The following is a 22,732-nucleotide window of genomic DNA, read 5'->3' on the forward strand; positions in this document are numbered from 1 at the left end:
CCGAAGGAATAGTCCGTGCAGTTCCGCCAAAAGGCGCTTTCTACGCTGCAATCGCCCGAAGAACTCGATCTGCCCGTGCGCTTCGCGCGCCCGCAGGGCCGGCTCGTCCTGGCCGTCACGGTGGTCGCCATGGCCGCCGCGAGTATCTGGGCATTCGCCGGCACCGTGTCCGCCAAGTTGAGCGCACCCGGCATTCTCACGCACGCCGAAGGCAGTTATCTGCTGCAAAGCCCGTATGCGGGACAGGTCGTCGAAACCCTCGCGAAAGAGGGCCAGCTGCTGTCCCCCGGCGCCCCCCTGCTCCGCGTCGCCACGGACCGCGGCGAGCAGGTCGTGCGGCTGCTCGCCGGCGGACGGGTGACCACTCTGGTCGCCAAGACCGGTTCGGTCGTCACGACCGGCGCCGACGTCGCGACGGTGGAACGCGTGAAGAACGCCGCCGAGCCGCTGACCGCCGTGCTCTACGTCTCCGGCCCGAGCGGTTCCGCCATCCCCGTGGGCGCCCACGTCGACCTCACCGTCCAGTCCGTCCCCCAGCCCCGGTACGGGGTGCTGCGCGGCCGCGTCCAGGCGGTCGGCCGCACGCCCCAGACGGCTGCCCAGATCGGCGGCTTCCTGGGCGACAGCCGCCTCGCGGCCCGCTTCACCCGGCAGGGCGACCCGGTCGCCGTGCTCGTACGGCTCGAACGCTCGTCCGCGACCACCTCCGGCTACCGGTGGTCCTCCTCCGACGGCCCCCCGTACCCGGTCGACTCCACGACCCCGGTCACCGGAGCCGTCCACCTCTCCGCGCAGCGCCCCGTCGACTGGCTGCTGCCGTGACCGCCCCGCAGCGGGGCGGGAACACCGGCCGCCGCTCCTCGCGCCGCCGTCCCGCGCCCGCCCCTCGGGGCCGCACGCCCCGGCCCGTACGCACCCCCACCGTGCTCCAGATGGAAGCCGTGGAGTGCGGCGCGGCCGCGCTGGCCATGGTGCTCGGCCACCACGGCCGCTTCGTCCCCCTCGAAGAGCTGCGCGTCTCCTGCGGGGTCTCCCGCGACGGCTCCCGCGCCAGCAACCTCCTCAAGGCGGCCCGCGGTTACGGGCTGGCGGCCAAGGGCATGCAGATGGACCTGGCCGCGCTCGCCGGGGTGCGCCCCGCGGCCATCCTCTTCTGGGAGTTCAACCACTACGTCGTCTACGAGGGCATGGGCCGCCGCTTCGGCCGCCGGGGCGTGTACGTCAACGACCCGGCCAAGGGCCGGCGCTTCCTCCCCATGGAGGAGTTCGACACCGGCTTCACCGGCGTCGTGCTCACCTTCGAACCCGGCCCGGGCTTCCGCCGCACCGGCCGCAAGCCCGGCGTCCTGGGCGCCGTACCGGCCCGCCTGCGGGGCACCTCGGGCACCCTCCTCGCGGCCGTGCTCTCGAGCCTCCTGCTGGTGGCCGTCGGCGCGGCGGTGCCCGCGCTGAGCCGTACGTACATCGACATGTTCCTGATCGGCGAACAGACGTCCCTGCTGGGCGTGCTCTTCGCGTCGATGGCGGCCGCCCTGCTGCTGACGGGCGTGCTCACCGCCCTCCAGCAGGCCAATCTGCTGCGCGGCCGGATCATCTCCTCCACCCTGGGAAGCGCCCGCTTCCTACGGCACCTGCTCAGGCTCCCCGTCGCCTTCTTCTCCCAGCGCAACCCGGCCGACCTGGTCCAGCGCCTGCAGTCCAACGACGCGGTCGCCGAGACCCTCGCCAGGGACCTCGCCGCCGCCGGGGTGGACGCGGTGGTCGTCGTCCTCTACGCGGTGCTGCTGTGGACGTACGATCCCCAGCTCACCGTCGTCGGGATCGGCGTCGCGCTGCTCAACCTCGTGGCCATGCGGATCGTGATCCGCGTACGGGCCACCGGAACCCAGAAGCTGCGCGCGGAGAACGCCCGGCTCACCAACACCTCGTACAGCGGCCTCCAGCTCATCGAGACGATGAAGGCGACCGGCGGCGAGGACGGCTTCTTCCGCCGCTGGGCCGGCCGGCACGCCGTCACCCTCGACGTGCAGCAGCGCCTCGGCACGCCCAGCGCGTGGCTGGGGGTCGTCGCACCCGCCCTGGCCGCGCTGAACAGCGCGCTGATCCTGATGATCGGCGGCCTGCGGGCGGTGGAGGGACACCTCTCGGTCGGCCTGCTCGTCGCCTTCCAGGCACTCGTGACGAGCTTCACCGCGCCGATCACCCGGCTGAACGGCGTGGCCGGACGGATCCAGGACTTCGCCGCCGACGTCGCCCGCCTCAAGGACGTCGAGAACTTCCCCGTCGACCCGCTCTACACCCGCCGCGAGCCCCCGTCCGCGACCCGCCGCCTCCACGGCCGCGTGGAGCTGGAGGGCATCACGTTCGGCTACAGCCCGCTGGACGCCCCGCTGCTGCAGGGCTTCTCCCTCTCGGTCGGCCCCGGGCGGCAGGTCGCGCTCGTCGGCGGTTCCGGCAGCGGCAAGTCCACCGTCTCCCGGCTCATATCCGGCCTGTACACCCCCTGGGAGGGCACGATCCGCATCGACGGCATGCGCCTGGAGGACATCCCGCGCGGCGCGCTGGCGGCCTCCGTCTCCTTCGTCGACCAGGACGTCTTCCTCTTCGAGGGCACCGTCCGCGACAACGTGGCCCTGTGGGACCCCTCCATCCCGGACGAGGCCGTCATCGCCGCCCTGGAGGACGCGGCCGTGTACGAGGTCGTCGCGCGGCGCCCCGGCGGCATCCACAGCCGGGTCGAGCAGGACGGCCGGAACTTCTCCGGCGGCCAGCGCCAGCGCCTGGAGATCGCCCGGGCCCTGGTGCGGCGCCCCAGCGTCATGGTCCTGGACGAGGTGACCAGCGCCCTGGACGCGGCGACCGAGCAGACCGTCATCGACAACCTGCGCCGGCGCGGCTGCGCGTGCGTGGTGATCGCCCACCGGCTGAGCACGGTGCGCGACAGCGACGAGATCCTCGTGCTGGACCGGGGCACGGTCGTCGAACGCGGGCGGCACGAACAGCTGTTGGCCGCGGGGGGCCCGTACGCCGAACTGGTCAAGGAGCACTGACGTGGCATCCCCGTACCCGGCCCACGCCCACCCGGGCCACCCCCACCCCGGGCAGGCCCCTGCGGCGCCCGTCATCGCGCAGGACCCCGTGGTGGCGGCCCTGGGCGGGCTCGGCGCGGCCGTCGACTGCACGGGGGTGCGCAGCCTGTCCCTGGAGGGACCGCTCGTCCTGTGGCTCGTGGTCGAGGGCGAGCTGGACCTGTTCGCCGTCGACGCCGCGCAGGCCGGGCACTGGCACTTCCTCGGCCGCCTGGCGTCGGGCACCCTCCTGCTGGGCCCGCCCGAAGGCCCCGGGCACACCCTGGTGGGCCGCCCCCTGCACGGCTGCCGGCTGCACCGCATCGAGCTCCGCGAGCTGCAGCGCACGCCGTACGCCGACCCGTGGGCGTACGACCAGGGCCCGTACGGCGCACCGTACGACGCCGCGCCGCTGAGCCCCCTCGAGCACGCCTTCGCGCTCGGCGTCGGCCGGGGCCTGCGCGTGCTCTTCCAGGCCCCGCTGGAGAGCCGGGACGCCGCCTCCGGGGGCGGGGCCGACGACGACATCCTGTGGATCCCGATCACCCCGGGCAGCGTTCAGTACGGGGCCGCGTACGAGGGGTACGCCACCGCCGGCGTCCTCCTCCTCGACGGGACGCTGTGGCAGGGCATGGTCGACCAGCAGCACCGGCTGCTGTACGCCCTGGACGAGTGGATCGAGCAGCTGGAGCGCGCCCATGAGGACCGGGCGGCGGCCGGGATCCGGGCGGGCGAGGCCGCCCGCACCCAGGCCGACCGCACGCTGCTGGCGTCCATCGGCCGCCCGGGCCGGGGCCCGCGGCGCGCCGGGAGCGACGACGCGACGTTCGCCGTGTGCCGCCTGGTCGCCGCGGCGGCCGGCGTCACCCTGAGCGAGGAGGGCGCGGCGGGCGCCGGCGCCGGCTCGGGAGCGACCGACCCCGTCGAGCGCCTCGCACTCGCCTCGCGGGTCCGTACGCGTACGGTCCGGCTCGGCGGCCGGTGGTGGCGGGAGGACAGCGGGCCGCTGGTCGGCCGGCGCCAGGCGGACGGGTCCCCGGTGGCCCTGCTGTGGCGGCGCGGGGGCTACGAGGCCGTCGACCCGGCCCGCGGCACGCGGGAGCGCGTCGGCAAGGACAACGGGCCCGCCTTCGAACCGCGGGCCGTCATGTTCTACCGCCCGCTGCCCGCGGGGAAGCCGAGCCTGCTTCGGCTGCTGCGCTTCAGCCTGCGCGGCACCGGCGGGGAGCTGCGCGGCCTGCTCGTGGGCGGGCTGGCGGCGGTCGGCCTGGGGGCCTTCGTACCCGTCGCCACCGGCAAGGTGCTCGGCGAGTACGTACCCCGCGCCGAGGACAGCCTCATCGTGCAGACCGCTCTCGCGCTCATCGCCACCAGCCTGGTCTCGGCCGCCTTCATGCTGCTGCAGAACGTCTCCGTCCTGCGCATGGAGGGCCGTGTCGAGGCCGCCCTCCAGCCCGCCGTGTGGGACCGGCTGCTGCGGCTGCCGGTGAGCTTCTTCGCCGGCCGCTCCACCGGTGAACTGGCCGGCGCGGCCCTGGGCATCAGCGCGATCCGCAGCGCGCTGTCCGGCATCGGCTCGTTGTCCGTCCAGGCGGGTGCCGTCGCCGCGATGAACCTCGTCCTGCTGCTCGCGTACAGCGTGCCGCTGGCGCTGGTGGCGATCGCCATGCTGATCGCCATCGCCGCGGTGTTCCTCGGCCTCGGGCTGTGGCAGCTGCGCTACCAGCGGCAGCTGCTCACGCTCGGGCACAGGCTCAACAACCAGGCGTTCCAGACGCTGCGCGGGCTGCCCAAGCTGCGCGTGGCGATGGCGGAGAGCTTCGCGTACGCCGCGTGGGCGAAGGAGTTCGCCCGTACGCGCGAGTTGCAGCAGCGCATCGGCCGGATCAAGAACGCCATCACCGTGCTCAACGCGGTCTGCCTGCCGCTGTGCACCCTCGTGATGTTCATGCTGCTGGCCGGCCCGGCCCGGGGCAGCATGTCGGCCGGGGAGTTCCTCACCTTCAGCACCGCCGTGACGATGATGCTGTCCTCGGTCACCCAGCTGACCGGGGCGCTGCTCTCCGCCGCCGCGGTGCAGCCGATGTACGAGCAGGTCAAGCCGCTCCTCGCGGAACCCCTGGAGGTCCGCGCGGGCAGCACCCGGCCCGGTGAGCTGAGCGGCGCCGTCGAGGCGAGGAACCTCTCCTACCGCTACTCCCCCGACGGCCCGCCGGCCCTCGACGGCGTGTCGCTGCGCATCGAGCCGGGCGAGTTCGTCGCGATCGTCGGGGCCAGCGGCTGCGGCAAGTCCACCCTGCTGCGCCTGCTCATCGGCTTCGACCAGCCGGCCTCCGGCAGCGTCCTGTACGACGGCCAGGACCTGGCGGCCCTCGACCAGGCGGCCGTCCGCCGCCAGTGCGGGGTCGTCCTGCAGAACGCCCAGCCCTTCTCCGGGTCGATCCTCGAGTGCATCAGCGGCGCCGAGACGTACACGCTGGAGGAGGCGTGGGAGGCCGCGGAGATGGCGGGCCTGGCGGCGGACATCAGGGCCATGCCGATGGGGATGCACACCGTGCTGTCCGACGGCGGCGGCACCGTCTCGGGCGGCCAGCGCCAGCGCCTGATGATCGCCCAGGCCCTCATCCGCAAGCCGCGCATCGTCTTCCTGGACGAGGCCACCAGCGCGCTGGACAACGAGGCCCAGCGCGTGGTGACCGACTCCACCCGCGCCCTGCGCTGCACCCGTGTCGTCATCGCCCACCGGCTCTCGACGGTCATGGACGCGGACCGGGTGATCGTCATGTCGTCGGGCCGCATCACCCAGCAGGGCCGTCCGTCCGCCCTCCTCGCCGATCCGTCGGGCCCCTTCCACGAACTGGTCCGCCGCCAGATCACCTGACCGGCCCGGGGCGGCGGTGTCTACCCGCAGGTGATCAGGCGGCCGGAGTGCAGGACCGCGGTGCGGTCGGCCAGGGTGTCGGCCGCCGCCCGGTCGTGGGTGATGAACACCAGGCCGAGTCCCGTCCGGTCGCGGAGTCCGGCCAGGTGGGCGAGGATCGCGTCGCGGGTCGTGGGGTCGAGGCCCGAGGTGATCTCGTCGCAGACCAGGACCTCGGGTTCCGCGAGCAGGGCGCGGGCCAGGGCGGCGCGCTGGAGTTCGCCGCCGGACAGAGCGCCGGGGCGGCGCAGCGCGAGGTCCTCGGCGAGTCCGAGCTCCGCCAGCGTGCGTACGGCTGCCCCGCGGGCCGCGTCCGGGTCGGCGCCGCGCAGCCGGACGGCCGTGCGGGCCACCTGGCCGAGGACCGGCCGGTGCTCGTCGAAGGCCGCCTTGGCGTCCTGGAACACGTACTGCACGGCGGCCAGTTCCGCGCGGTCGCGGTCGCGGAGGCTGCGCGGCAGCGTGGCCCCGTCGAGCAGGACCGCGCCGTCGTACGCGGAGTGCAGTCCGGCCAGGCAGCGGCCCAGGGTCGTCTTGCCGCCGCCGGAGCGGCCGGTCACGGCCAGGCACTCCCCCGGCGCCACGGACACCGTGACGCCGTGCAGGACGGGTACCGTTCCGCGCGCGGTCCGGTGCCGGGCGGTCACGCCCCGCGCCTCCAAGCGCGTCCCGCCGGACCGGGGGGCGGTCCGCGGTGCGGGGGGCACGGGGCGCGGGAGGGCGGGCAGCACCGCGTCGGCCGGTCCCCGTTCCACGACCCGGCCGGCCCCCAGCAGGACGGCTTCGTCGGCCAACTGCCGTACGGCGTCCCAGTCGTGGCTGAGCAGGACCACCGCGACGCCCTGCCCGGCGGCGTCGGCCAGCGCCTGGACGACGCCCTGTCGGGTGGCCGGGTCCTGGCCCGTGGTGGGTTCGTCGGCGACGATCAGCCTGGCCCCCAGCAGGAGTGCCTGTGCGAGGACGACCCGCTGCTGCTGTCCGCCGGAGAGCTGGTGCGGGTAGCGGCGCAGCACCATCGCGGGGTCGGGCAGCTGGGCCAGGCGCAGGGCGTCCTCGACGCGGTCGCGGATCTGGCGGCGGGTTCCGCCCGTCAGGGCTGCGACGTCCCGCAGGAGGGCTCCGGCGCGGCGGGCGGGGTTGAGGACGGCAGCCGGGTGCTGGGGTACGTAGCCGACGGCGCCGGGCCCGGGGGTGCGGATCCGGCCGCCGACCCGGGCGCCGGGCGGGAACTCGCCGAGCAGGGCGCGTCCCGTGGTGGTCTTGCCGCTGCCCGAGGGCCCGACGAGGGCCGTGATCCGGCCGGCGCGAGCCGTGAGGCTCACCCCGTCGACGAGGGTCGCGCCGGCCACCTCGACGCGCAGTCCGTCCACTTCAGCGACCGGATCCATCCACGGCCTCCTTTCCCTTCGGCCTTCGCGGTGTGTGCAGGGCGGCGTCGAAGAGCAGGTTGGTGCCCGTCGAGAGGGCCGCGATGAGGAGGGCCGGCACCACGACGGCCCACGGCTGGAGGAACAGACCCGTGCGGTTGCGGTCCACCATCACCGCCCAGTCGGCGGCGTCCGGCTCGACGCCGATCCCGAGGAACGCGGCCGTGGCCACCAGGTAGAGGGCGCCCGTCAGCCGGATCCCCGCATCGGCGGCGAGGGTGCGGCGCATGGAGCGGGCCACGTAGCCGAACGCCGTACGCCACCAGGACTCGCCCTGCATCCGCAGCGCCTCGACGGCGGGCCGGGAGGCGGTCTCGGCCGCCGCCGCGTGCACGATCCGTGCGGCGTCGGGTACGGCGGCCAGCCCGACCAGGGCCGCCAGTCCGGCGGGCCCCGGGGTGAGGGTCGCCGCCACCAACAGCACCAGCAGGAGCGACGGCACGGCGATCAGTACGTCCAGGGGCCGCATGAGGGCGTCCTCCAGCCAGGCGCGGTGGGTGAGTGCGGCGGTCAGCCCGAGCGGTACGGCCACCAGGTAGGCGAGGACGGTGGCGGCCAGCGCCACGAGGACCACGGAGCGGCCGCCGAGCAGGACCTGCCGCCAGACGTCCCGGCCGCTGAAGTCGGTGCCCAGCCAGTGCCCGGCGCCTGAGGCGAAGGAGACGGACCGGGGCCCCGCGGGTCCGGCGAACAGGGGTCCGAGGGCGGCCGGCAGCAGGGCGACGGCGATGAGCGCCACGGCGAGCGCGTACCTGGGCACGTCGCGCCTCATGCGGCCGTCACCGCCCGGGGGGCGAACCGGCGGGCGACGAGGTCGGCGCCCAGGTTGGCCAGGACGGTGACCACGCCGAAGACGACGGCCATGCCCTGGACGACGGGCACGTCCCGGGCGGCGACGGCGTCGACGAGCACGGTCCCCAGGCCCGGGATGACGAAGAGGGCCTCGACGACGATGACCCCGCTCAGCAGCCAGTCGCAGGTCCGGGCCAGTTGCTGGGCGGCCGGGGCGACGGCGCCCGGCAGGGCGTGCGTCCAGCGGACGCGCGCGCCGCCGACGCCGTACCGCAGGGCCTGGACGACGTACGGCGAGGCCATCGCGTCGATCATCCCGGCCCGCACCAGGCGGCTGAGGGTGCACACGGGCCGGGAGACCAGTACGAGGACGGGCAGGACGAGTACGGCCGGCTCGGCCAGCGGGTCCGCTCCGACGGCGGTGGGCGGCAGCCAGCCCAGCCACAGCCCGAACAGGGTGGCCAGCAGCACACCGAGGGCGAATTCGGGTACGGAGTGCACGGTCAGGGTCAGGGCGCTGAGGGTACGGTCCAGCGGACCGCCCTCGCGGCGGGCGCTCAGCATGCCGAGGCCGGCCGACAGCGGCAGCAGCACGAGGAGGGTGGCGCAGGCGAGCAGCACGGTGGGGCCGAGGCCGCCGGACAGGTGGGCGGAGACGGGCCGCCCGCTGACCAGGGAGGTGCCGAGGTCGCCGTGGAGGAGTCCGCCGGCCCAGTCCAGGAAGCGTTCGGCGGCCGGCCGGTCCAGGGCCAGGGCCGCGCGGATCCGGGCGATGCGTTCGGCGTCGGGCTGGTCGCCGGCCAGGGCGACGGCCGCGTCCCCGGGCAGGGCTTCGGTGAGCACGAACACGAACAGGACGACGGCCGCCGTCTGCCCCACGCCGAGGAGCAGGCGGCGGCCGGCCCAGGTGAGCCGCCCTGTCACGCGAGCCAGACCCGGTCGAAGCGGGCCCAGTCGAGGGTGTTGGCGGGGGCCTGCGCGGAGACGCCGTGCACGGTGGGCGCGGTGGCGACGATCCAGTCGGAGAAGCCCCAGATCAGGAAGCCGCCCTCGTCGTGCAGGCGGCGCTGCATCCGCTCGTAGAGGGCGGCCCGCTCCTGCTCGTCGCGGGTGGACTGGGCCTGCTGGTACAGGTCGTCGAAGTCCTTGTGCCGCCACTTGGTGGCGTTGGTGGTGGACCCGCTGAGCAGCCGCTGCGAGACGTGGGACTCGATGGGCATGGACCCCGACCGGTAGGAGGCGAAGGTCCCGTTGTCCAGGATGTCCTTCCAGTACGTGTCCTTGTTGCCGACCTTCACCTCGACGGTGACCCCGGCCTTGGCGGCCTGCTCCTTGAAGATCCCGGCGGCCTCGATGAAGCCGGTGGCGGCGGGGGCGGTGTCGAGGGTGACCTTGAGGTGCTCGGCGCCGGCCTCCTTCAGGAGGGCGCGGGCCCGGTCGAGGTCCCGGGTGCGCTGCGGCAGGCCGGAGGCGTAGTACCGGTAGCCCTTGCCGAAGAGGTCGTTCCCGATCTCGCCGGCGCCGGAGAGGGCGCCGTCGACGAGTTCCCGGCGGTCGGCGATGAGGAAGAACGCCTGACGGACCCGCTTGTCGTCGAAGGGCGGCCGGTCGGTCTTCATCACGAAGCCCTGCATGGAGCTGCCGGGCAGCCGGATGACCTCGATCCTCCCCTTGCCCTCGTGGGTGCGGGCGGTGGCGGGGCTGAGCTCGTGGGCGTACTGGACCTGGCCGCCCAGCAGCGCGGTGACGCGGGCGGACTCCTCCGAGGCGACGAGGAACTCGACCCGGTCGAGAGGGGGTGCGCCCTCCCAGTAGGCGTCGTTCCGCTTGACCAGCAGCGACGTGCCGGGGGTGAAGGAGCCGAAGGTGAACGGGCCGGAGCCGACCGGCCGGTCGAAGGAGGTGGTGCCCTCGGGAACGATGTGGGCGCCGAACGCGGCGAGCACGTTGGGGAATTCCGCGTACGGGCGCTTCAGCCTGAACTCGACGGTGGCGGCGTCCACGGCCCGGCTCGCGTGGAGGTCGATGGGCTCGAGCGAGGCCTTGGCGCGGAAGGTGCCCTCGGGGTCGGCGATCCGGCGGTAGCTGTAGAGGACGTCCCGGGCGGTGACCGGGCGGCCGTCGTGGAAGGACGCCTTACGGAGGGTGACCGTCCAGGTGTCGAGGGCGGCGTTGGGCTCCCACCGCTCGGCGAGCCGCGGCACGGGGGCGAGGTCGGAGCCGAAGTCGGCGAGCTTGTCGTAGAGGGCCTTGGCGCGGGCGGCGTCGACGAACAGGTTGGCGGCGTGCGGGTCGAGGGTTTCGCCCGCACCGCCGCCCGCGAAGACGGCGCGCAGGGTGCCGCCGCGCCGGGGGGTGCCGGCTTCGCCGGGGTTCTCGGCGTCGGCGGTCTGCCCGGTGTCGCCGGCGCAGCCGCCGGCGAGGGCGGCGGTGGCCGTAGCGGTGGCGGTGGCGGTGGCCAGGAGGAAGCCTCGGCGGGCGAGGCCGGAGCGGGGGCTGTTCACGGTGTGGTGTCTCCGTTGCTGTGCTCGGGGTGCTTCTGGTGGGCGAGGCGGGCGACGAGGTGCAGGCGGTCGGAGCTCGTGGTGCCGTGCGGGGAGTCGCCTTCGCGCCACGGGGGGTCGGTGCGCGGGCCGGGACCGTCGTGCAGGGCCAGTACCTCGAAGCCGGCAGCGGTGAGGAAGTACCGCAGTTCCTGGGGGAACAGCAGCCGCCAGGCGGAGTGCTGCTCCCGCTCCTCCTCGGACGGGCCGCCGTCTTCCGCGTTCCAGGTGCGCCGGCGGCGCAGCAGTTGTGCGCCGTGGTCGATCCACAGGGTGGTGCGGGAGGTGTACGTGGTGCCGTGCCAGTCGAAGGAGGCGGTGCGCGGTCCGTCGAGGGACTCGGTGTTGCCGAGGAAGTAGGACCCGTTGCGCATCTCGGCGACGAGCAGCCCGCCGGGTGCCAGGTGGCGGCGGCAGGCGGTGAGGCACGCGGTGAGGTCGTCGTTGGTGTGGCAGTACAGCAGGGCGCTGTCCAGGCACAGGACGGCGTCGAAGGTGCGGCCGAGGGCGAAGTCCCGCAGGTCGGCGCGGTGGTAGTCCGGGCCGGGGTGCCGGCGGCGGGCGTGGTCGAGCATGGCCGCGGCGGTGTCGATGCCGGTGACGCGGCGCCCCGCGTGCCGGTGCAGCCAGGCGGCGTCCCGGCCGGTGCCGCAGCCGATGTCCAGGACCCGGGGCCCCGCCCCGTACCGGCGCAGGGTGTCCTCGGCCCAGCGTGCGGCGAGGCGGTCGGGGTCGGGGAAGCGCTCCTCGTAGAGCTCGGGGTGGTCGGTGAGGAGGTTGCCGGTGCTCATCGGGCCCCGCTCGGGGAGGGCTGGGGGTACGGGGCGGTGGGCAGGGAGCGGCGGCGGTGCAGCATCGTGACGGCGGCCGCCGAGGCGAGGCCGAGGGTCGTGCAGCAGGCGTACGGGAGCCACGCCGGTCCGCCGTCGGCGGCGGTGTCCATCGCCCAGCCGACACCGGTGCCGGCGCCGGCGGCGGCCACGCCGGACACGGCGTAGAACAGGCCGTAGGAGGTGCCGGTGAGTTCCGCGCGGCCGAATGCGGGGACGAGCTCCAGGACGAACGGCTGGGCGGTCATCAAGCCGAGGTGCAGCAACAGGGCCCCGGCCAGGACCGGCAGCAGCCGCGCCGGGTGCTCCCCTGCGGCGCCCGCCGCGTACATCGGCGGCAGGAAGCCGAGGGCGCTGACGGCGAGCCCGGCGGCGATCCAGCGGCCGCGGCCGCCGCCGCGTGCGCACAGCCGGCGGGTGAGGCGGAGCTGGAACAGGAGGTTGGCGAGCGTCCCGGCGGCGAACAGCAGCCCGACGGCACCCGCCCGGCCGGTGGCGTGCCGCGCGGCGTGCGGGAGCAGCAGGTAGAGCTGGCTCTCCATGCCGTACATGCCGACCATGGCCAGGGCGAAGGCCGCGAAGCGGCGGTTGCCCGCCACCTCCCGCCAGTCGCCGAGAACGGAGCCGGCGGGCCGCGGCACCGCGCGGGCGGGCAGGGCGGCGGCCTGCGCGAGGGTGAGCAGGGCGAACACGCCCGCCGCGGTGAGCGCCGCCGCCCGGAAGCCGCCGAACAGCAGGAGGCCGCCCAGCAGCGGCCCGAGCAGCGCGCCGGCGGTGGCGAACACGTTGAACAGTGCGAACGCCTCGGCCTTGCGCTCCCCCGCCTCCTGGGCGACGTAGGTCCGTACGGCCGGGTTGAACAGGGCGCCGGCCAGCCCGCTCAGCACCGAGGCGGCGATCAGTACGGGCAGCGCGTCACCCAGGGCGAACAGGGCGAAGCCGAGGGTGCGCAGTCCGCAGCCCGCGATGATCACGCCGCGGGCCCCGAGGCGGTCGGCGGCTGAGCCTCCGATCAGGAACAGCCCCTGCTGGCTGAGATTGCGCAGGCCCAGGACCAGGCCGACCAGCGCCGCCGACAGCCCGAGGTCGTCGGTGAGGTGGGTGGCCAGGTACGGGATGAGCAGGTAGAAGCCGGTGTTGACGCCGAGCTGGTTGACCAGGAGGAGCCGTACGGCCGGCGGGAAGCCGCGCACCGCTGCGAGGGTGCTCACCGTGCGGCTCCCCCGGGTATGGCGGCGCGGGGCACGACTCCCAGGCCGCCGCGCGGGCCGGGGCGTACGGTGCCGTCGGCGCCGCCGATCCCGGCCCACGGGTCGTGGGCGAGGAGCAGGTGGCCGTCGAGGTCGACCCAGCGGGCCCGGTCGACGAGGTGGACGGCGGGGGCGATGCCCAGCGAACTGGCCGTCAGGCAGCCCAGCATGAGGTCGGTGCCGCTGCCGTGCAGCGCGGCGTGGATGCGCAGCGCGGCGCGTACGCCGCCGCACTTGGCGAGCTTGACGTTGACGCCGTGGACCCGGCCGGCGAGGGCCGCGGCGTCCTCGTACGAGACGGCGTCCTCATCGGCGATCACCGGGATCGGTGAGGCGGCCGCGACCCGGGCCAGGACCTCGGGCCGGCCGGCCGCGACGGGCTGCTCCACGGCGGTGACGCCGAGGGCGGCGAAGCGGGGCAGCAGGGCGTGGGCGCGGTCTTCGGTCCAGGCTCCGTTGGGGTCGAGCAGCAGCTCGGCGCCGGGTGCTCCTTCGCGGACGGCCTCGACGCGTGCGAAGTCCTCGGCCGGGTCGGGGGACCCCGCCTTGACCTTCAGGACGGTGAACCCGGCTGCGGCGAGCCGGCCGGCCTGGCCGGCGGCGGCGGTGGGCGGGACGATACCGATGGTGCGGGCCGTTGCCGCCGACGGGGGCACGGGGTTGCCGAGGAGCCGGTGGGCGGGTTCACCTGCCCGCTTGCCGGTGAGGTCCAGTACGGCCGCCTCGACCGCGGCGAGGACTCCGGCGGGCAGTCCGGCGCCGACGGGTCCGGCCGGGGCGAGCTCGGCCCAGGCGGTCTCGGGGTCCGGCAGGCGCTCGATCTCCGGGCGTACGGCGCTCAGGTGGCGCAGGACGCGCTCGGTGGGCAGGCCGAGGTAGGTGCTGCTGACGGCCTCCCCCCAGCCGCACAGCCCGTCGTGCCCAAGGGTGACCCGGACGGCGTCGCGGCGGGCCATCACGGAGCGGGAGATGCGCAGCGGTTCCGCCAGTTCCAGCGAGGCGGTGTGCCAGGTGAGTCTCATGCGGCGCCTCCGGGGGCCGGATCGTGAGCGGTGGGGGACGCGCTGCGGGGCGCGGCGAGCGGTGCGGCGACGGGGTCGCGGACGGTGCGGCAGCGGGCCCAGCCGAGGGCCTCTGCCGCGCCCGGGTGCGGGATTTCCAGCGGGCGGCGGGCCGGGACCGTGGTCGTCAGTCCGTGGGCGAGGCAGAAGTCGTCGTCGTAGACGGTGCCGAGGTAGCGGTGCGGGCCGTCGGGGAAGACGGTGGCGACGACGGCTCCCGGCTCGGCCCGGGCCGCCCACGCGGAGACGAGGGCGACGGCGCCGGTGCTCCAGCCGCCGCTGACGAAGCTGCCGCGGGCGAGCCGCCGGCAGGCGTCGACGGCTTCGGCGGGTCCCACCCAGTGCACTTCGTCGAACGCACCGTGGCGGACGTTGGCGGGGTGGATGCTGCTGCCCAGTCCGCGCATCAGGCGCGGCCGCGCGGGCTGGCCGAAGATGGCGGAGCCGACGGAGTCGACGCCGATCACCTTCAGCCGGGGCCACCGACGGCGCAGCGGGCCGACCAGTCCGGCGCTGTGCCCGCCGGTGCCCACGCTGCACACCAGCACGTCCACGTGGTCGAGCTGACCGATCAGTTCCGCTGCCATCGACCGGTAACCGGCAGGGTTGTCCGGGTTGTTGTACTGATCGGGCCAGTAGGCCCCCTCGGTCCGGTCCAGGACCTCGCGCAGCCGGGCGATGCGCGCGGCCTGCCATCCGCCGTGCGCGGCCGGGCGGTCGACGAGCTCCAGGCGGGCGCCGTACGCGCGCAGCAACTGCCGCATCGACGGTTCGAGTTCGGTGTCGCCGACGAGGATGACGGGGTGGCCGAGGGCCTGTCCGGCGAAGGCCAGCCCGACGCCCATGGTGCCGGAGGTGGACTCCACCACCGGGGCGCCGGGGCGCAGCTCACCGCGCCGGCGGGCGCCGGTCAGCATGGACATCGCCGCGCGGGCCTTCATCCCGCCGGCGCCGAGGCCTTCGAGCTTGGCCCAGAATCCGGGATGGGGGTGGGGCAGGTCGGTGTGGATGCGGGCGACGGGCGTGCGCCCCAGCAGGGACGAGAGGCCGGGGTCGGCGGCAGCGGCGTCCGGCCTGTGTATGGAGGGTGCGAGGGTCACGGACGGCCTCCGTAGCGGTGGATGACGCCGGGGCCGCCGTCGAGCCAGAAGAACGGGTACGGCTCGGCGGACACGGCGCTCACCCCGGCTCCGAGGAATCGGGGCAGGACGGCGCTGCCGGTCTGGGCGAACATCACGAGGGGTCTGCCGGTGGCGGCGGCGTGGTCGAGCAGGCCCTGGAAGGTGCCGTTGCCGAGGGTCATGCCGGAGGCGAGGATCGCCCCGCAGCGCTCCAGCCCGGCGGCCGTGCCGGTCAGGACGGGCTCGCCCCACTCGGTGGTGCCGCCCTTGAGGTCGCATGCCAGGTAGTCCAGGCCCCGGGAACGCAGCTGCTCCAGCAACGAGTTGACGACGCCGACCACCAGGACCGGGCGGCGCTCGGCGGACCGGGAGACCTCGGCCGACACCAGGTCGACGACGGCGCGGGCCCGTGCCCGCGAACGGCACAGCGAACCGCCGGCCGGCAGGGTGTACGGGCGGGCACCGTGGTCCGGCGTGTGCGGGCGGACGTGCCCCAGGTAGGCGTCGAGGGCCGCGATCCGCACGGGCAGGAGCGGGTGACCGAGGAGGTCGGCGACGGTGGCCCCCACGCAGTCGTCGAGGGCGTCGGCGGGCAGTGCTCCGGGCTCCACGGCGCAGGACCCGACGGCCGCGTCGAGGCGCAGGCTCAACACCTCGTTGCGGTACCGGCTGCTCCGCCCTTCGTGGCGGACGGCCTGGACGGTGGTGAAGGCGAGCGAGATCCGCCGGCGGGCGGGATCGGGACCGTACGCACCGGCCAGGACCGCTCCGAAGAGCTGGTCGACGGTGCGGACGGCGGGGTCGGCAGGCGGGCGCCCGCCCACCGCGATCGTTGCGGGTGTGCGCAGGGCCGGCAGGGTCACGCGAGCACCGCCGGGGAGGTCTCGTAGCGGGGACGCAGCCCGGCCAGCAGCCGCTCGGCTGCGGCGCGGGCGCCGCCGCCCTCGGTGTCGACGGTCATGACGTGCCCGAGGTACTCGTTGTTGCTGGTGGCAGCCCGCACGGTGCGGCCGGGTCCGGCGAGGGCGAGTTCGCGCACCTCTGCGCGGGCGCGGACGGACTCCGCCCCCTCGATGCCGGCGAGGGTGCCGGCGCTGTCGGGCAGGAGGAAGGCGATGGCGGCGCTGCGCACTCCGGTCGGTCGCGGTGCGAGGCCGGGAACGCGGCCGAGGGCGACGTCCACGCAGGCGGCGGCCAGGTCCACGCCCGTGACGTGGCGGACCAGTTCGGTGATGCGGTTGCCGGCCGGGCGGGGGTTGACCTCGACCACCCGGGGTCCGTCAGGGGTCAGTTTGATCTCGGTGTGGCAGACCACCTGGTCCAGGCCCAGCGCCTCGACCGCCCGCAGCGCGGTCCCGGCGGCCTCCCGTGCCAGGGCCTCCTCCAGGCCGGCGGGGAACATGTGACCGGTCTCGATGAAGGCGGGCGCCCCTGCGATGCTCTTGTCGGTGACGCCGACGACGTGGGTGGCGCCGCCGAACGAGACGGTCTCGACGCTGACTTCGGGGCCGTGGAGCAGCTCCTCGAGCAGGATGACGGGGGCGCGGTCCTGCCCGCGCGCGTTGACCGGGAACGCCGCGAGGGCCTGGCAGGCGCGCTCCAGTTCGTGCTCGTCGCGCACCGCGCGGACCAGCATCCCCGCACACAGGTCCACCGGCTTGACAACGAGCGGGTAGCCGATCCCGCGGGCGGCGGCCGCCGCCTCCCCGGCACCCTCGCAGAGGGCGAACCGGGGCCCCGGCACGCCGGCTCCGGCCAGGATCCGGCGCGTCAGATCCTTGCGGCAGGCGGCCTCGACGGCCTCCGGCGCGGGCCCCGGCAGGCCGAGACGGCGGGCGGCGCGGGCGACGGCCGGGAGGTAGTAGTCGCACGAGGAGACCACCCCGTCGAAGCCGAGGACGGCGTGCAGGCCCTCGAGCCGCGCGAGGAGGGCGTCCGTGTCGTTGGTGTCCGCCGTGATGACGTTGCGGGCCGTGAGCAGCGGGTGCGGCCCCTCGCCCTCGGGGGCCGAGCGCAGGTAGTGGTGCAGGTCCCGGGTGACGAAGGTGAACTCGTGCCCGTCTTCGCGGATGGCCCTGGGCAGCAGCCCGCTCATCGACCCCACCCAGCTTTCGATCACCAGCAGATGTCCCACCGGACTTCCTCCCAAGACTGCCGTCGGCTCTGTGCGAGGCCGACGTTATCTGAAATCGTTTTCATTTCCAATAGGAGGTTCCCGGTGGCCCGCGCGGCCACCACGGCGACGGCCCCAAAACGCAGACGGAGGCCGTCCTCTCACGGATGAGAGAACGGCCTCCGCCTGCGTTTTCCGCTCGGCCGGGATCAACACCGCGCCGGGCTGGGAGGGTTCAAGCCCTGGTCAGCTCCGCCGCGCCGAAGGAGACGTTGAACCGGTCGCACCAGATGGTGACGCTGGTGTAGTCCGCGACGTTCACGCCGGCGGGGATCTCGTAGTTCTGGTCGCCCTTGTTGCCCTTGAGCTTGCCCAGGCTGACGTGCTTGCCGTCGTCGAAGACACCCCAGCCGTCCGCACCTTCCTTCACGGGGGCGTCGGTGAGCCATACCCGCAGGTCGGGACCGTTGCTGGTGTCCAGGTTCGCCAGCCTCAGGGTCCGGGAGCCATCCGGCAGCCGGATGAGCTCCACGGTGCCCGTGGTGGCGTGTTCGTGGCTGATCAGAGATCCCCGGGCCAGGGTCTGCGGTCCGGCGGGGGCCGGAGGGGGACCCGTAGGGGCCTGCGCCGGTGAGGAAGCATCAGGCGCGGCGGCCCGGGCCGTCGGCGGGGCCTCGCTGACCCGGTCGTCCTGCCAGAGCTTCCACGGCTGGAACCAGTACAGCCCGGCGCCCAGCACCGCCACTGTCGTCACCGCCGCCCCGGCCATCAACCGTCCACGCCGCCTGCTGTCGTCCACTACCGCTCCCTCTCACCGTCCGGGTCCTGCCCCGCACGCGCATTCAACGCGCTCAGGCAGCTGCCCACCATGCCGGAGGGGATGACGGTTCCCTTACGTCCGGCCCCCTCCATCGCCGGCGCGCCGCAAGCCCCACGGCGGCCGCGGGGGGCGGGGTACGGGCCCGCCCCCGCAGGGCGCGCTACAGGGTGCGGAGCTGGGTGGTGAACACCTGGTTCGCGACCTGTTCGCCGAGGGTGAGACCGTCGGTGGCGTCCCACGGGAAGTGGACACCGAGCCAGATCCGGCTGTCGGCGTCCTCCTTCGCGGCAGCACTGAAGCTGGTGAAGTGCCGGGTCTTGACCGGGGCGAGCGGCTCGTCGGTGGTGAGGTCGAAGGCGAGGTCGTCACTGCCGAAGTACCGCTTCATCACTCCGGCCCAGGCGGCGCCGAAGGAGGCGTGGCCGGAGACGTAGGCGGGGAAGCAGGGGCTGACGTTGACGCCGGCGTTGTTCTTCAGGAGCGGTTTCCACTGCGGGTCGAGGCCGCCCTCGCGGATCGCGGAGACCGGGCGCCACAGGTCGATCGGGGTGGCGAACTTCGCGTCGCGGACGGCTATGCCGGTGTCGGCGAGCGCGATCGAGACGAGCGCGAAGAGCCGGGCGTTCTGGTAGACGGTGAGTCCTCGCGCCTTGGACACCTCCCGTGTGGCCTGGAGCATCTGGCCCGGCGGCTTGTACGTGCCGTCGTTGTCGTTGGCCCAGAACCAGGCGGCGTTCACCTGGTCCGCGGTCCGGTTGACCACCGGGGTCGCCGCGGTGGGTGCGGCCGCGCCGGCCGTCCGTACGGCCTCGACCTGCGCCTTGTACTCGGGGCTGGCGACGAGGTTCGCGTAGGTCGCGAACCGGCCGAGGCGGGTGGGCCGGAATTGTGAGCCCGAAGTCAGCGAGAAGGGCCTGACCTGCCCCCAGAACGGATTGACGGCGTCGGAGACGTCGTCACACTTGCCGTCCACCATGTCGGGATAGCTGGTGGGCCGCCACGCCCCCTGCCCGTTGTTCAGGGTGTAGAGCTGTTGGTTGTCGGAGCCGTCGCCCGCCCGCTTGGTCATCATCTGGGTGACCATCTTGTTGACGACGGTGACGTCCAGGAGGTCGAAGGCGGTTGGCGAGGTGCCGAAACGCTGGCTGAATCTCTGGTCGAGGAAGGCGGTCAGGTCGACCGTCGTCTCCTTGTTGGGCCGGTTCAGCCCGTAGAGGTTGAGCAGGATGTTGTAGGCGGTGCGGCCGATGACCCGTTCCTCCTCGTCGGGCCCCTCGGCGATGCCGGCGTAGTTCTCGGCCGTGATGTAGGCGGCGGAGGTCATCCGCCCCTTCCACTTGAGCTGGTACGAGCTCTCCGCGTCGTAGATCGCGGCGTTCATCATCGCCGCCGCCCGCGCCATCGGCACGGGCCCGCCGCCCGTCCTGCGGAAGGCCTCCTGCAGCACGTCGTTCCAGTAGTGCACCGGGTCTGCGATCGACTGGGCCGGCAGCGCGGCCTGCGCGGGCGCCGGAGTGAGGGCGAGGACCGACCCGGTCGATGCGAGAACCGCGGTGGCGGCCAGGGCGCGGCGCCAGGCCGCGGTACGTCGTGCGGTGGTGCGAATGTTTGCGGACATGCCGGAATTCCCCCTGCTCAGAGGCCTGTTGGTCATCACCGGGATGGTGGGGAGTGATCGTGGCCCAGGGGCGGCCGACGTTCTTGTAAAAATCGGCGGTGCGCGGCGGAATGGCCTGTGCCGGGCCGTCGCACGGCCGGAAGCCGCCTTCGCCTCGGCCTCTCGTCCACCCGCCGGCTACCGGAATTCGATCGTCGGCATGCAGGGCTGTGCCGCAACCGCCCTGTCCACCCGAACGACCCCCTCGGCGAGAGCGACCACCGCGCCGCACCGGATACCACGGGGTGTGCGGCGGTCCGCCCCGTGCCGCCCGGCCGTGGTGTTGGCCAACGCCGCGCTCGGCGCAGCACCCGGCAGCTCAGAGTTCGAGACGGGCGTGCCCACTATCCGGTCAAGCCCTTGCTGGGGGATACGACATCCGACAGTATTCCTATTAATCCGATGGGAAAGGGAGGGATCCCGGGGGGACTCGCCAGGCGAGATTCGCGACTCCTGACGTGCCATGGACCCCTGCTACGCCACCCCTACCTCCCGGCGACCGGCCGAGGCCAACACCAACGTTCCGGAGTAGCCCGACATGACCACCGCCGTTCCGTATGGCCCCGGGGTCCGCCCAGCCCCCACCCCTCCCCCCGGCACCCCGGTCCGTCGGTGACGCCCGTGCCGACGACACCGATCACGGTCGGCGCCCGGTCAGCCGAGGAGCAGCGCCACGCGATTCTGCGTGCTGGTTGCGACGTGGCGGACGACCTCGCCGCGGACGCCATCGCCCGCGACCAAGCGGGCCTGCCGCCGATCGACGAGAAGGCGCGGCTGCACGAGGCCGGCCTGCTGGCGGCTCTCACCCCGCCCGGCCCTGGCCGCGGGGTGGACTGGCTCACCGGATGCGCCGTCATACGGGCGGTCGCCGCGGCGGACAGCTCCGTCGGCGCCCTGCTGGCCCGTCATTACGTCCACGCCTGGAGCGGACGCTTCTACTCGAGTCACCATCAGGCGACCGCGCTCGAAGAGGAGTCACTGCGCAAGCAGTGGCTGTGGACGGGCGCAGTCCGCACTCCTACCCCTGACGAGGACACGAACGCGCCGGACCTCACCCTGCGGCCGCGCGACACCGGCTACCTCCTGAGCGGACGCCGCTCGGTGGACACGGCGGTGACCGTCGCCGACCAGATCGTGCTGGACGCCGTCTGCACCGTGACCGGCGAGATCCTGGTCGTAAGGATCCCCCGCAGCGCGCGGGGCGTGACCGTCGAACCCGCCCGCGACCGCCTCGGCCAGCGCGTCGCCGGCGCGGGCGAGGTCGTCCTGGACCGCGTTACCGTCACGCCCGGGCAGCTGCTGGGACGCCGGCCGCATGACGAGGAGTCGGCCGCGCCCTTCACCGCGCTCGCCGAGCCGGCGCTCCGGCTCGCCCTGTGCCACGTCGCCCTGGGGATCGTCGAGGGCGCCCTGACCGAGGCCCGCGACCTCAGCAGGGGCGGCCATGCACACCGCCTGCCCGGCGAGGACCCGGACCTCCTGCTGACGTACGGGGAACTCGCCTCCGCCGCACAGACGGCCACCGCTGTCGTCCACCGGGCGACGGCAGTGACGGGGCGGGCCCTCGACGCGGGTTCCCACCTCGATGCCGAAGAACCCGCGAGCGTCGCCGCACTGGTCGCCACGGCCGAGACCGTGACGTCCAAGGCCGCCCTGGAGATCACCACGCGGGTACTGGAACTGGCCGACGCCCCGGGCCTGGACCGCTTCTGGCGCAACGCGCGTGCACTGACCGCCCACCACCCGGTCACGCGCCGTCTGCGCTCCATCGGCGAGCACTACCTCAACGGCTCCCACCGCGCAGTGGCAGCGGCCTTCCACTGAGGCGAGGCACCGCCGGGGACGGTGCCGTACCGATCGGCTGACAAACGCAGGCCGGAGCCGTGCGGGATAATGTGCCCATGCGGATCTCAGCCAGGGCAGACTACGCGGTACGTGCTGCGCTGCAGCTCGCGGCGGCACAGGAGGGCGGGCCGGTGAAGGCCGAAGCCATCGCCGACGCCCAGGACATCCCGCACAAGTTCCTCGAAGGCATCCTGAACGACATGCGCCGGGGCGGACTCGTACTCAGCCAGCGCGGCGGCAACGGCGGCTACCGACTGGCCAGGCCCGCCGAGTCCATCAGCATCGCGGATGTCATCCGCGTCGTGGACGGACCGCTCGTCTCGGTGCGCGGGGTCCGGCCCCCGGACCTGTCCTACACCGGGCCTGCCGAGTCGCTGCTCCCCTTGTGGATCGCGCTGCGGTCCAACGTGCGGGAGATCCTCGAGGGTGTGACGCTCGCCGACGTCGCATCGTCCCACCTGCCCGCCGAGGTGTCCGCGCTGACCGAGACTCCCCGCGCCTGGATCAATCCCTAACCACCCGCCACCCCCGCCCAGCTGCGCTTTCTCACCAACCAAGACAGGTCCGTCCGCCATGTGGGCGGCCTCTTGGGACGGATGGCGCTGTCTGCCAAGATGCCTACCAAGCCGGTGGGAAAACTAGGAATCAAGGAGGTGGCCGTCGTGAGCACATCGCCCCGCGCAGGCCATCTGCCGACCCTTCTCACCACCCGCCGACACATCGACCTGGTCCGTACGTCCAGCTCCATCTGTCACGCTTCCTGACACCCTCTCCGTAGTCAGGCTCCGCGCGAAGCGCACGGCTGTGCACGTGTCACGCCGCGCTCCGTCTGCCGCCGGCCCGGGCCCCTCGGCCGGCCTCGCCGCCCCGCAGGACCTTCGCCGGCCCTCCGCCCCGCGGCATCGCGACACCCTTTCGCTTCGGCCTGCAAGGGCAAGCCCGTCCCCGACGGCTGGGAGCGAATGCCCTGCGCGCCTACCGCCCCGACGTCGCGTCGTCTCCCCTCGCCTCCTCGAACACCCCACCTGTGAAAGGACACCTCTGTGTCTGCCGCAAGACCGCTCACCCTCCTGCGCACCATCGCCGTCACAGCGACGCTTCCCGTCCTCCTCACGGCCTGCGGCTACGGTTCCGAGGCGAAGAAGGAGGACGACAAGACCAATGCCGCGACCACCGGCGACAAGAAGCTGTCGGCCTCCGAGGTCCGGATCGGGTACTTCCCGAACCTCACCCACGCGACCGCCCTGGTCGGCCTCCAGGAAGGCCTGATCGAGAAGGAACTGAA

The 22,732-nt window shown here is 73.9% G+C and carries 18 protein-coding genes and 1 pseudogene; 7 read left to right on the forward strand and 12 right to left on the reverse strand.

The window, feature by feature from the left end:
* The first annotated feature begins 15 nt into the window (after positions 1-15).
* The 3 genes from ACZ501_RS14725 (at position 16) to ACZ501_RS14735 (ending at position 5,949) form a co-directional block, all read left to right on the forward strand.
* The gene (locus tag ACZ501_RS14725; RefSeq protein WP_362461144.1) at positions 16-822 is read left to right on the forward strand and encodes an HlyD family efflux transporter periplasmic adaptor subunit; all 807 of its coding nucleotides are present in this window, start codon (positions 16-18) and stop codon (positions 820-822) included.
* A 110-nt stretch (positions 823-932) separates the two neighbouring features.
* Positions 933-3,050: an NHLP family bacteriocin export ABC transporter peptidase/permease/ATPase subunit gene (locus tag ACZ501_RS14730; protein ID WP_468795528.1), complete on the forward strand. Its 2,118-nt coding sequence runs from the start codon at positions 933-935 to the stop codon at positions 3,048-3,050.
* A gap of 1 nt (position 3,051) precedes the next feature.
* Entirely contained in the window at positions 3,052-5,949 is a 2,898-nt protein-coding gene (locus ACZ501_RS14735) for an NHLP bacteriocin export ABC transporter permease/ATPase subunit (RefSeq protein WP_468795411.1), read from the forward strand.
* A 20-nt stretch (positions 5,950-5,969) separates the two neighbouring features.
* Here ACZ501_RS14735 and ACZ501_RS14740 read toward each other — a convergent pair whose 3' ends face one another.
* The 12 genes from ACZ501_RS14740 to ACZ501_RS14795 all read right to left on the reverse strand — a co-directional run bounded on the left by ACZ501_RS14740 (position 5,970) and on the right by ACZ501_RS14795 (position 19,563).
* A complete protein-coding gene (locus tag ACZ501_RS14740; RefSeq protein ID WP_468795414.1) occupies positions 5,970-7,376 on the reverse strand; it encodes an ABC transporter ATP-binding protein in 1,407 nt (468 codons plus the stop codon).
* Positions 7,360-8,187, reverse strand: a complete 828-nt coding sequence (locus ACZ501_RS14745) for an ABC transporter permease (RefSeq protein WP_468795418.1) — start codon at positions 8,185-8,187, stop codon at positions 7,360-7,362. The genes ACZ501_RS14740 and ACZ501_RS14745 overlap by 17 nt, the downstream gene beginning before the upstream one ends.
* The gene (locus tag ACZ501_RS14750; protein WP_468795421.1) at positions 8,184-9,131 is read right to left on the reverse strand and encodes an ABC transporter permease; all 948 of its coding nucleotides are present in this window, start codon (positions 9,129-9,131) and stop codon (positions 8,184-8,186) included. The genes ACZ501_RS14745 and ACZ501_RS14750 overlap by 4 nt, the downstream gene beginning before the upstream one ends.
* Entirely contained in the window at positions 9,128-10,711 is a 1,584-nt protein-coding gene (locus ACZ501_RS14755) for an ABC transporter substrate-binding protein (RefSeq protein WP_468795424.1), read from the reverse strand. The genes ACZ501_RS14750 and ACZ501_RS14755 overlap by 4 nt, the downstream gene beginning before the upstream one ends.
* A complete protein-coding gene (locus tag ACZ501_RS14760) occupies positions 10,708-11,541 on the reverse strand; it encodes a class I SAM-dependent methyltransferase (protein WP_361608733.1) in 834 nt (277 codons plus the stop codon). Before ACZ501_RS14760 ends, ACZ501_RS14755 begins: the two co-directional genes overlap by 4 nt.
* Positions 11,538-12,791, reverse strand: coding sequence for an MFS transporter (locus ACZ501_RS14765; RefSeq protein WP_468795427.1), 1,254 nt, complete (start codon positions 12,789-12,791; stop codon positions 11,538-11,540). Before ACZ501_RS14765 ends, ACZ501_RS14760 begins: the two co-directional genes overlap by 4 nt.
* Entirely contained in the window at positions 12,788-13,852 is a 1,065-nt protein-coding gene (locus tag ACZ501_RS14770; RefSeq protein ID WP_361608729.1) for a dipeptide epimerase, read from the reverse strand. The genes ACZ501_RS14765 and ACZ501_RS14770 overlap by 4 nt, the downstream gene beginning before the upstream one ends.
* The gene (locus tag ACZ501_RS14775; protein WP_361608727.1) at positions 13,849-14,991 is read right to left on the reverse strand and encodes a PLP-dependent cysteine synthase family protein; all 1,143 of its coding nucleotides are present in this window, start codon (positions 14,989-14,991) and stop codon (positions 13,849-13,851) included. Before ACZ501_RS14775 ends, ACZ501_RS14770 begins: the two co-directional genes overlap by 4 nt.
* Positions 14,988-15,836: a Rossmann-like domain-containing protein gene (locus ACZ501_RS14780; RefSeq protein WP_468795531.1), complete on the reverse strand. Its 849-nt coding sequence runs from the start codon at positions 15,834-15,836 to the stop codon at positions 14,988-14,990. Before ACZ501_RS14780 ends, ACZ501_RS14775 begins: the two co-directional genes overlap by 4 nt.
* A gap of 35 nt (positions 15,837-15,871) precedes the next feature.
* Complete coding sequence (locus tag ACZ501_RS14785) at positions 15,872-17,146, reverse strand: ATP-grasp domain-containing protein (protein ID WP_468795430.1); 1,275 nt, start codon at positions 17,144-17,146, stop codon at positions 15,872-15,874.
* 214 nt (positions 17,147-17,360) lie between these two features.
* Entirely contained in the window at positions 17,361-17,894 is a 534-nt protein-coding gene (locus tag ACZ501_RS14790; protein WP_468795534.1) for a DM13 domain-containing protein, read from the reverse strand.
* Between the two features lie 211 nt (positions 17,895-18,105).
* On the reverse strand, positions 18,106-19,563 hold the full coding sequence (locus tag ACZ501_RS14795; protein ID WP_468795433.1) for a vanadium-dependent haloperoxidase: 1,458 nt from the start codon (positions 19,561-19,563) through the stop codon (positions 18,106-18,108).
* A gap of 660 nt (positions 19,564-20,223) precedes the next feature.
* Between ACZ501_RS14795 and ACZ501_RS14800 the strand changes: the two genes are divergently transcribed.
* The 4 genes and pseudogenes from ACZ501_RS14800 to ACZ501_RS14815 form a co-directional block, all read left to right on the forward strand.
* Positions 20,224-21,426 (forward strand): acyl-CoA dehydrogenase family protein, encoded by a 1,203-nt coding sequence (locus tag ACZ501_RS14800; RefSeq protein WP_361608721.1) that lies wholly within the window; start codon positions 20,224-20,226, stop codon positions 21,424-21,426.
* Between the two features lie 77 nt (positions 21,427-21,503).
* Complete coding sequence (locus ACZ501_RS14805) at positions 21,504-21,962, forward strand: RrF2 family transcriptional regulator (RefSeq protein ID WP_468795436.1); 459 nt, start codon at positions 21,504-21,506, stop codon at positions 21,960-21,962.
* Positions 21,963-22,061: 99 nt separating this feature from the next.
* Positions 22,062-22,211 carry a putative leader peptide gene (locus ACZ501_RS14810; protein WP_362465888.1) on the forward strand — a complete coding sequence of 50 codons (150 nt, stop codon included), beginning with the start codon at positions 22,062-22,064 and terminating at the stop codon, positions 22,209-22,211.
* Between the two features lie 279 nt (positions 22,212-22,490).
* A pseudogene (locus ACZ501_RS14815) lies at positions 22,491-22,732 on the forward strand (sulfate ABC transporter substrate-binding protein); the annotation flags it as partial.

The sequence above is a fragment of the Streptomyces sp. NPDC034085 genome (genome assembly GCF_055575555.1).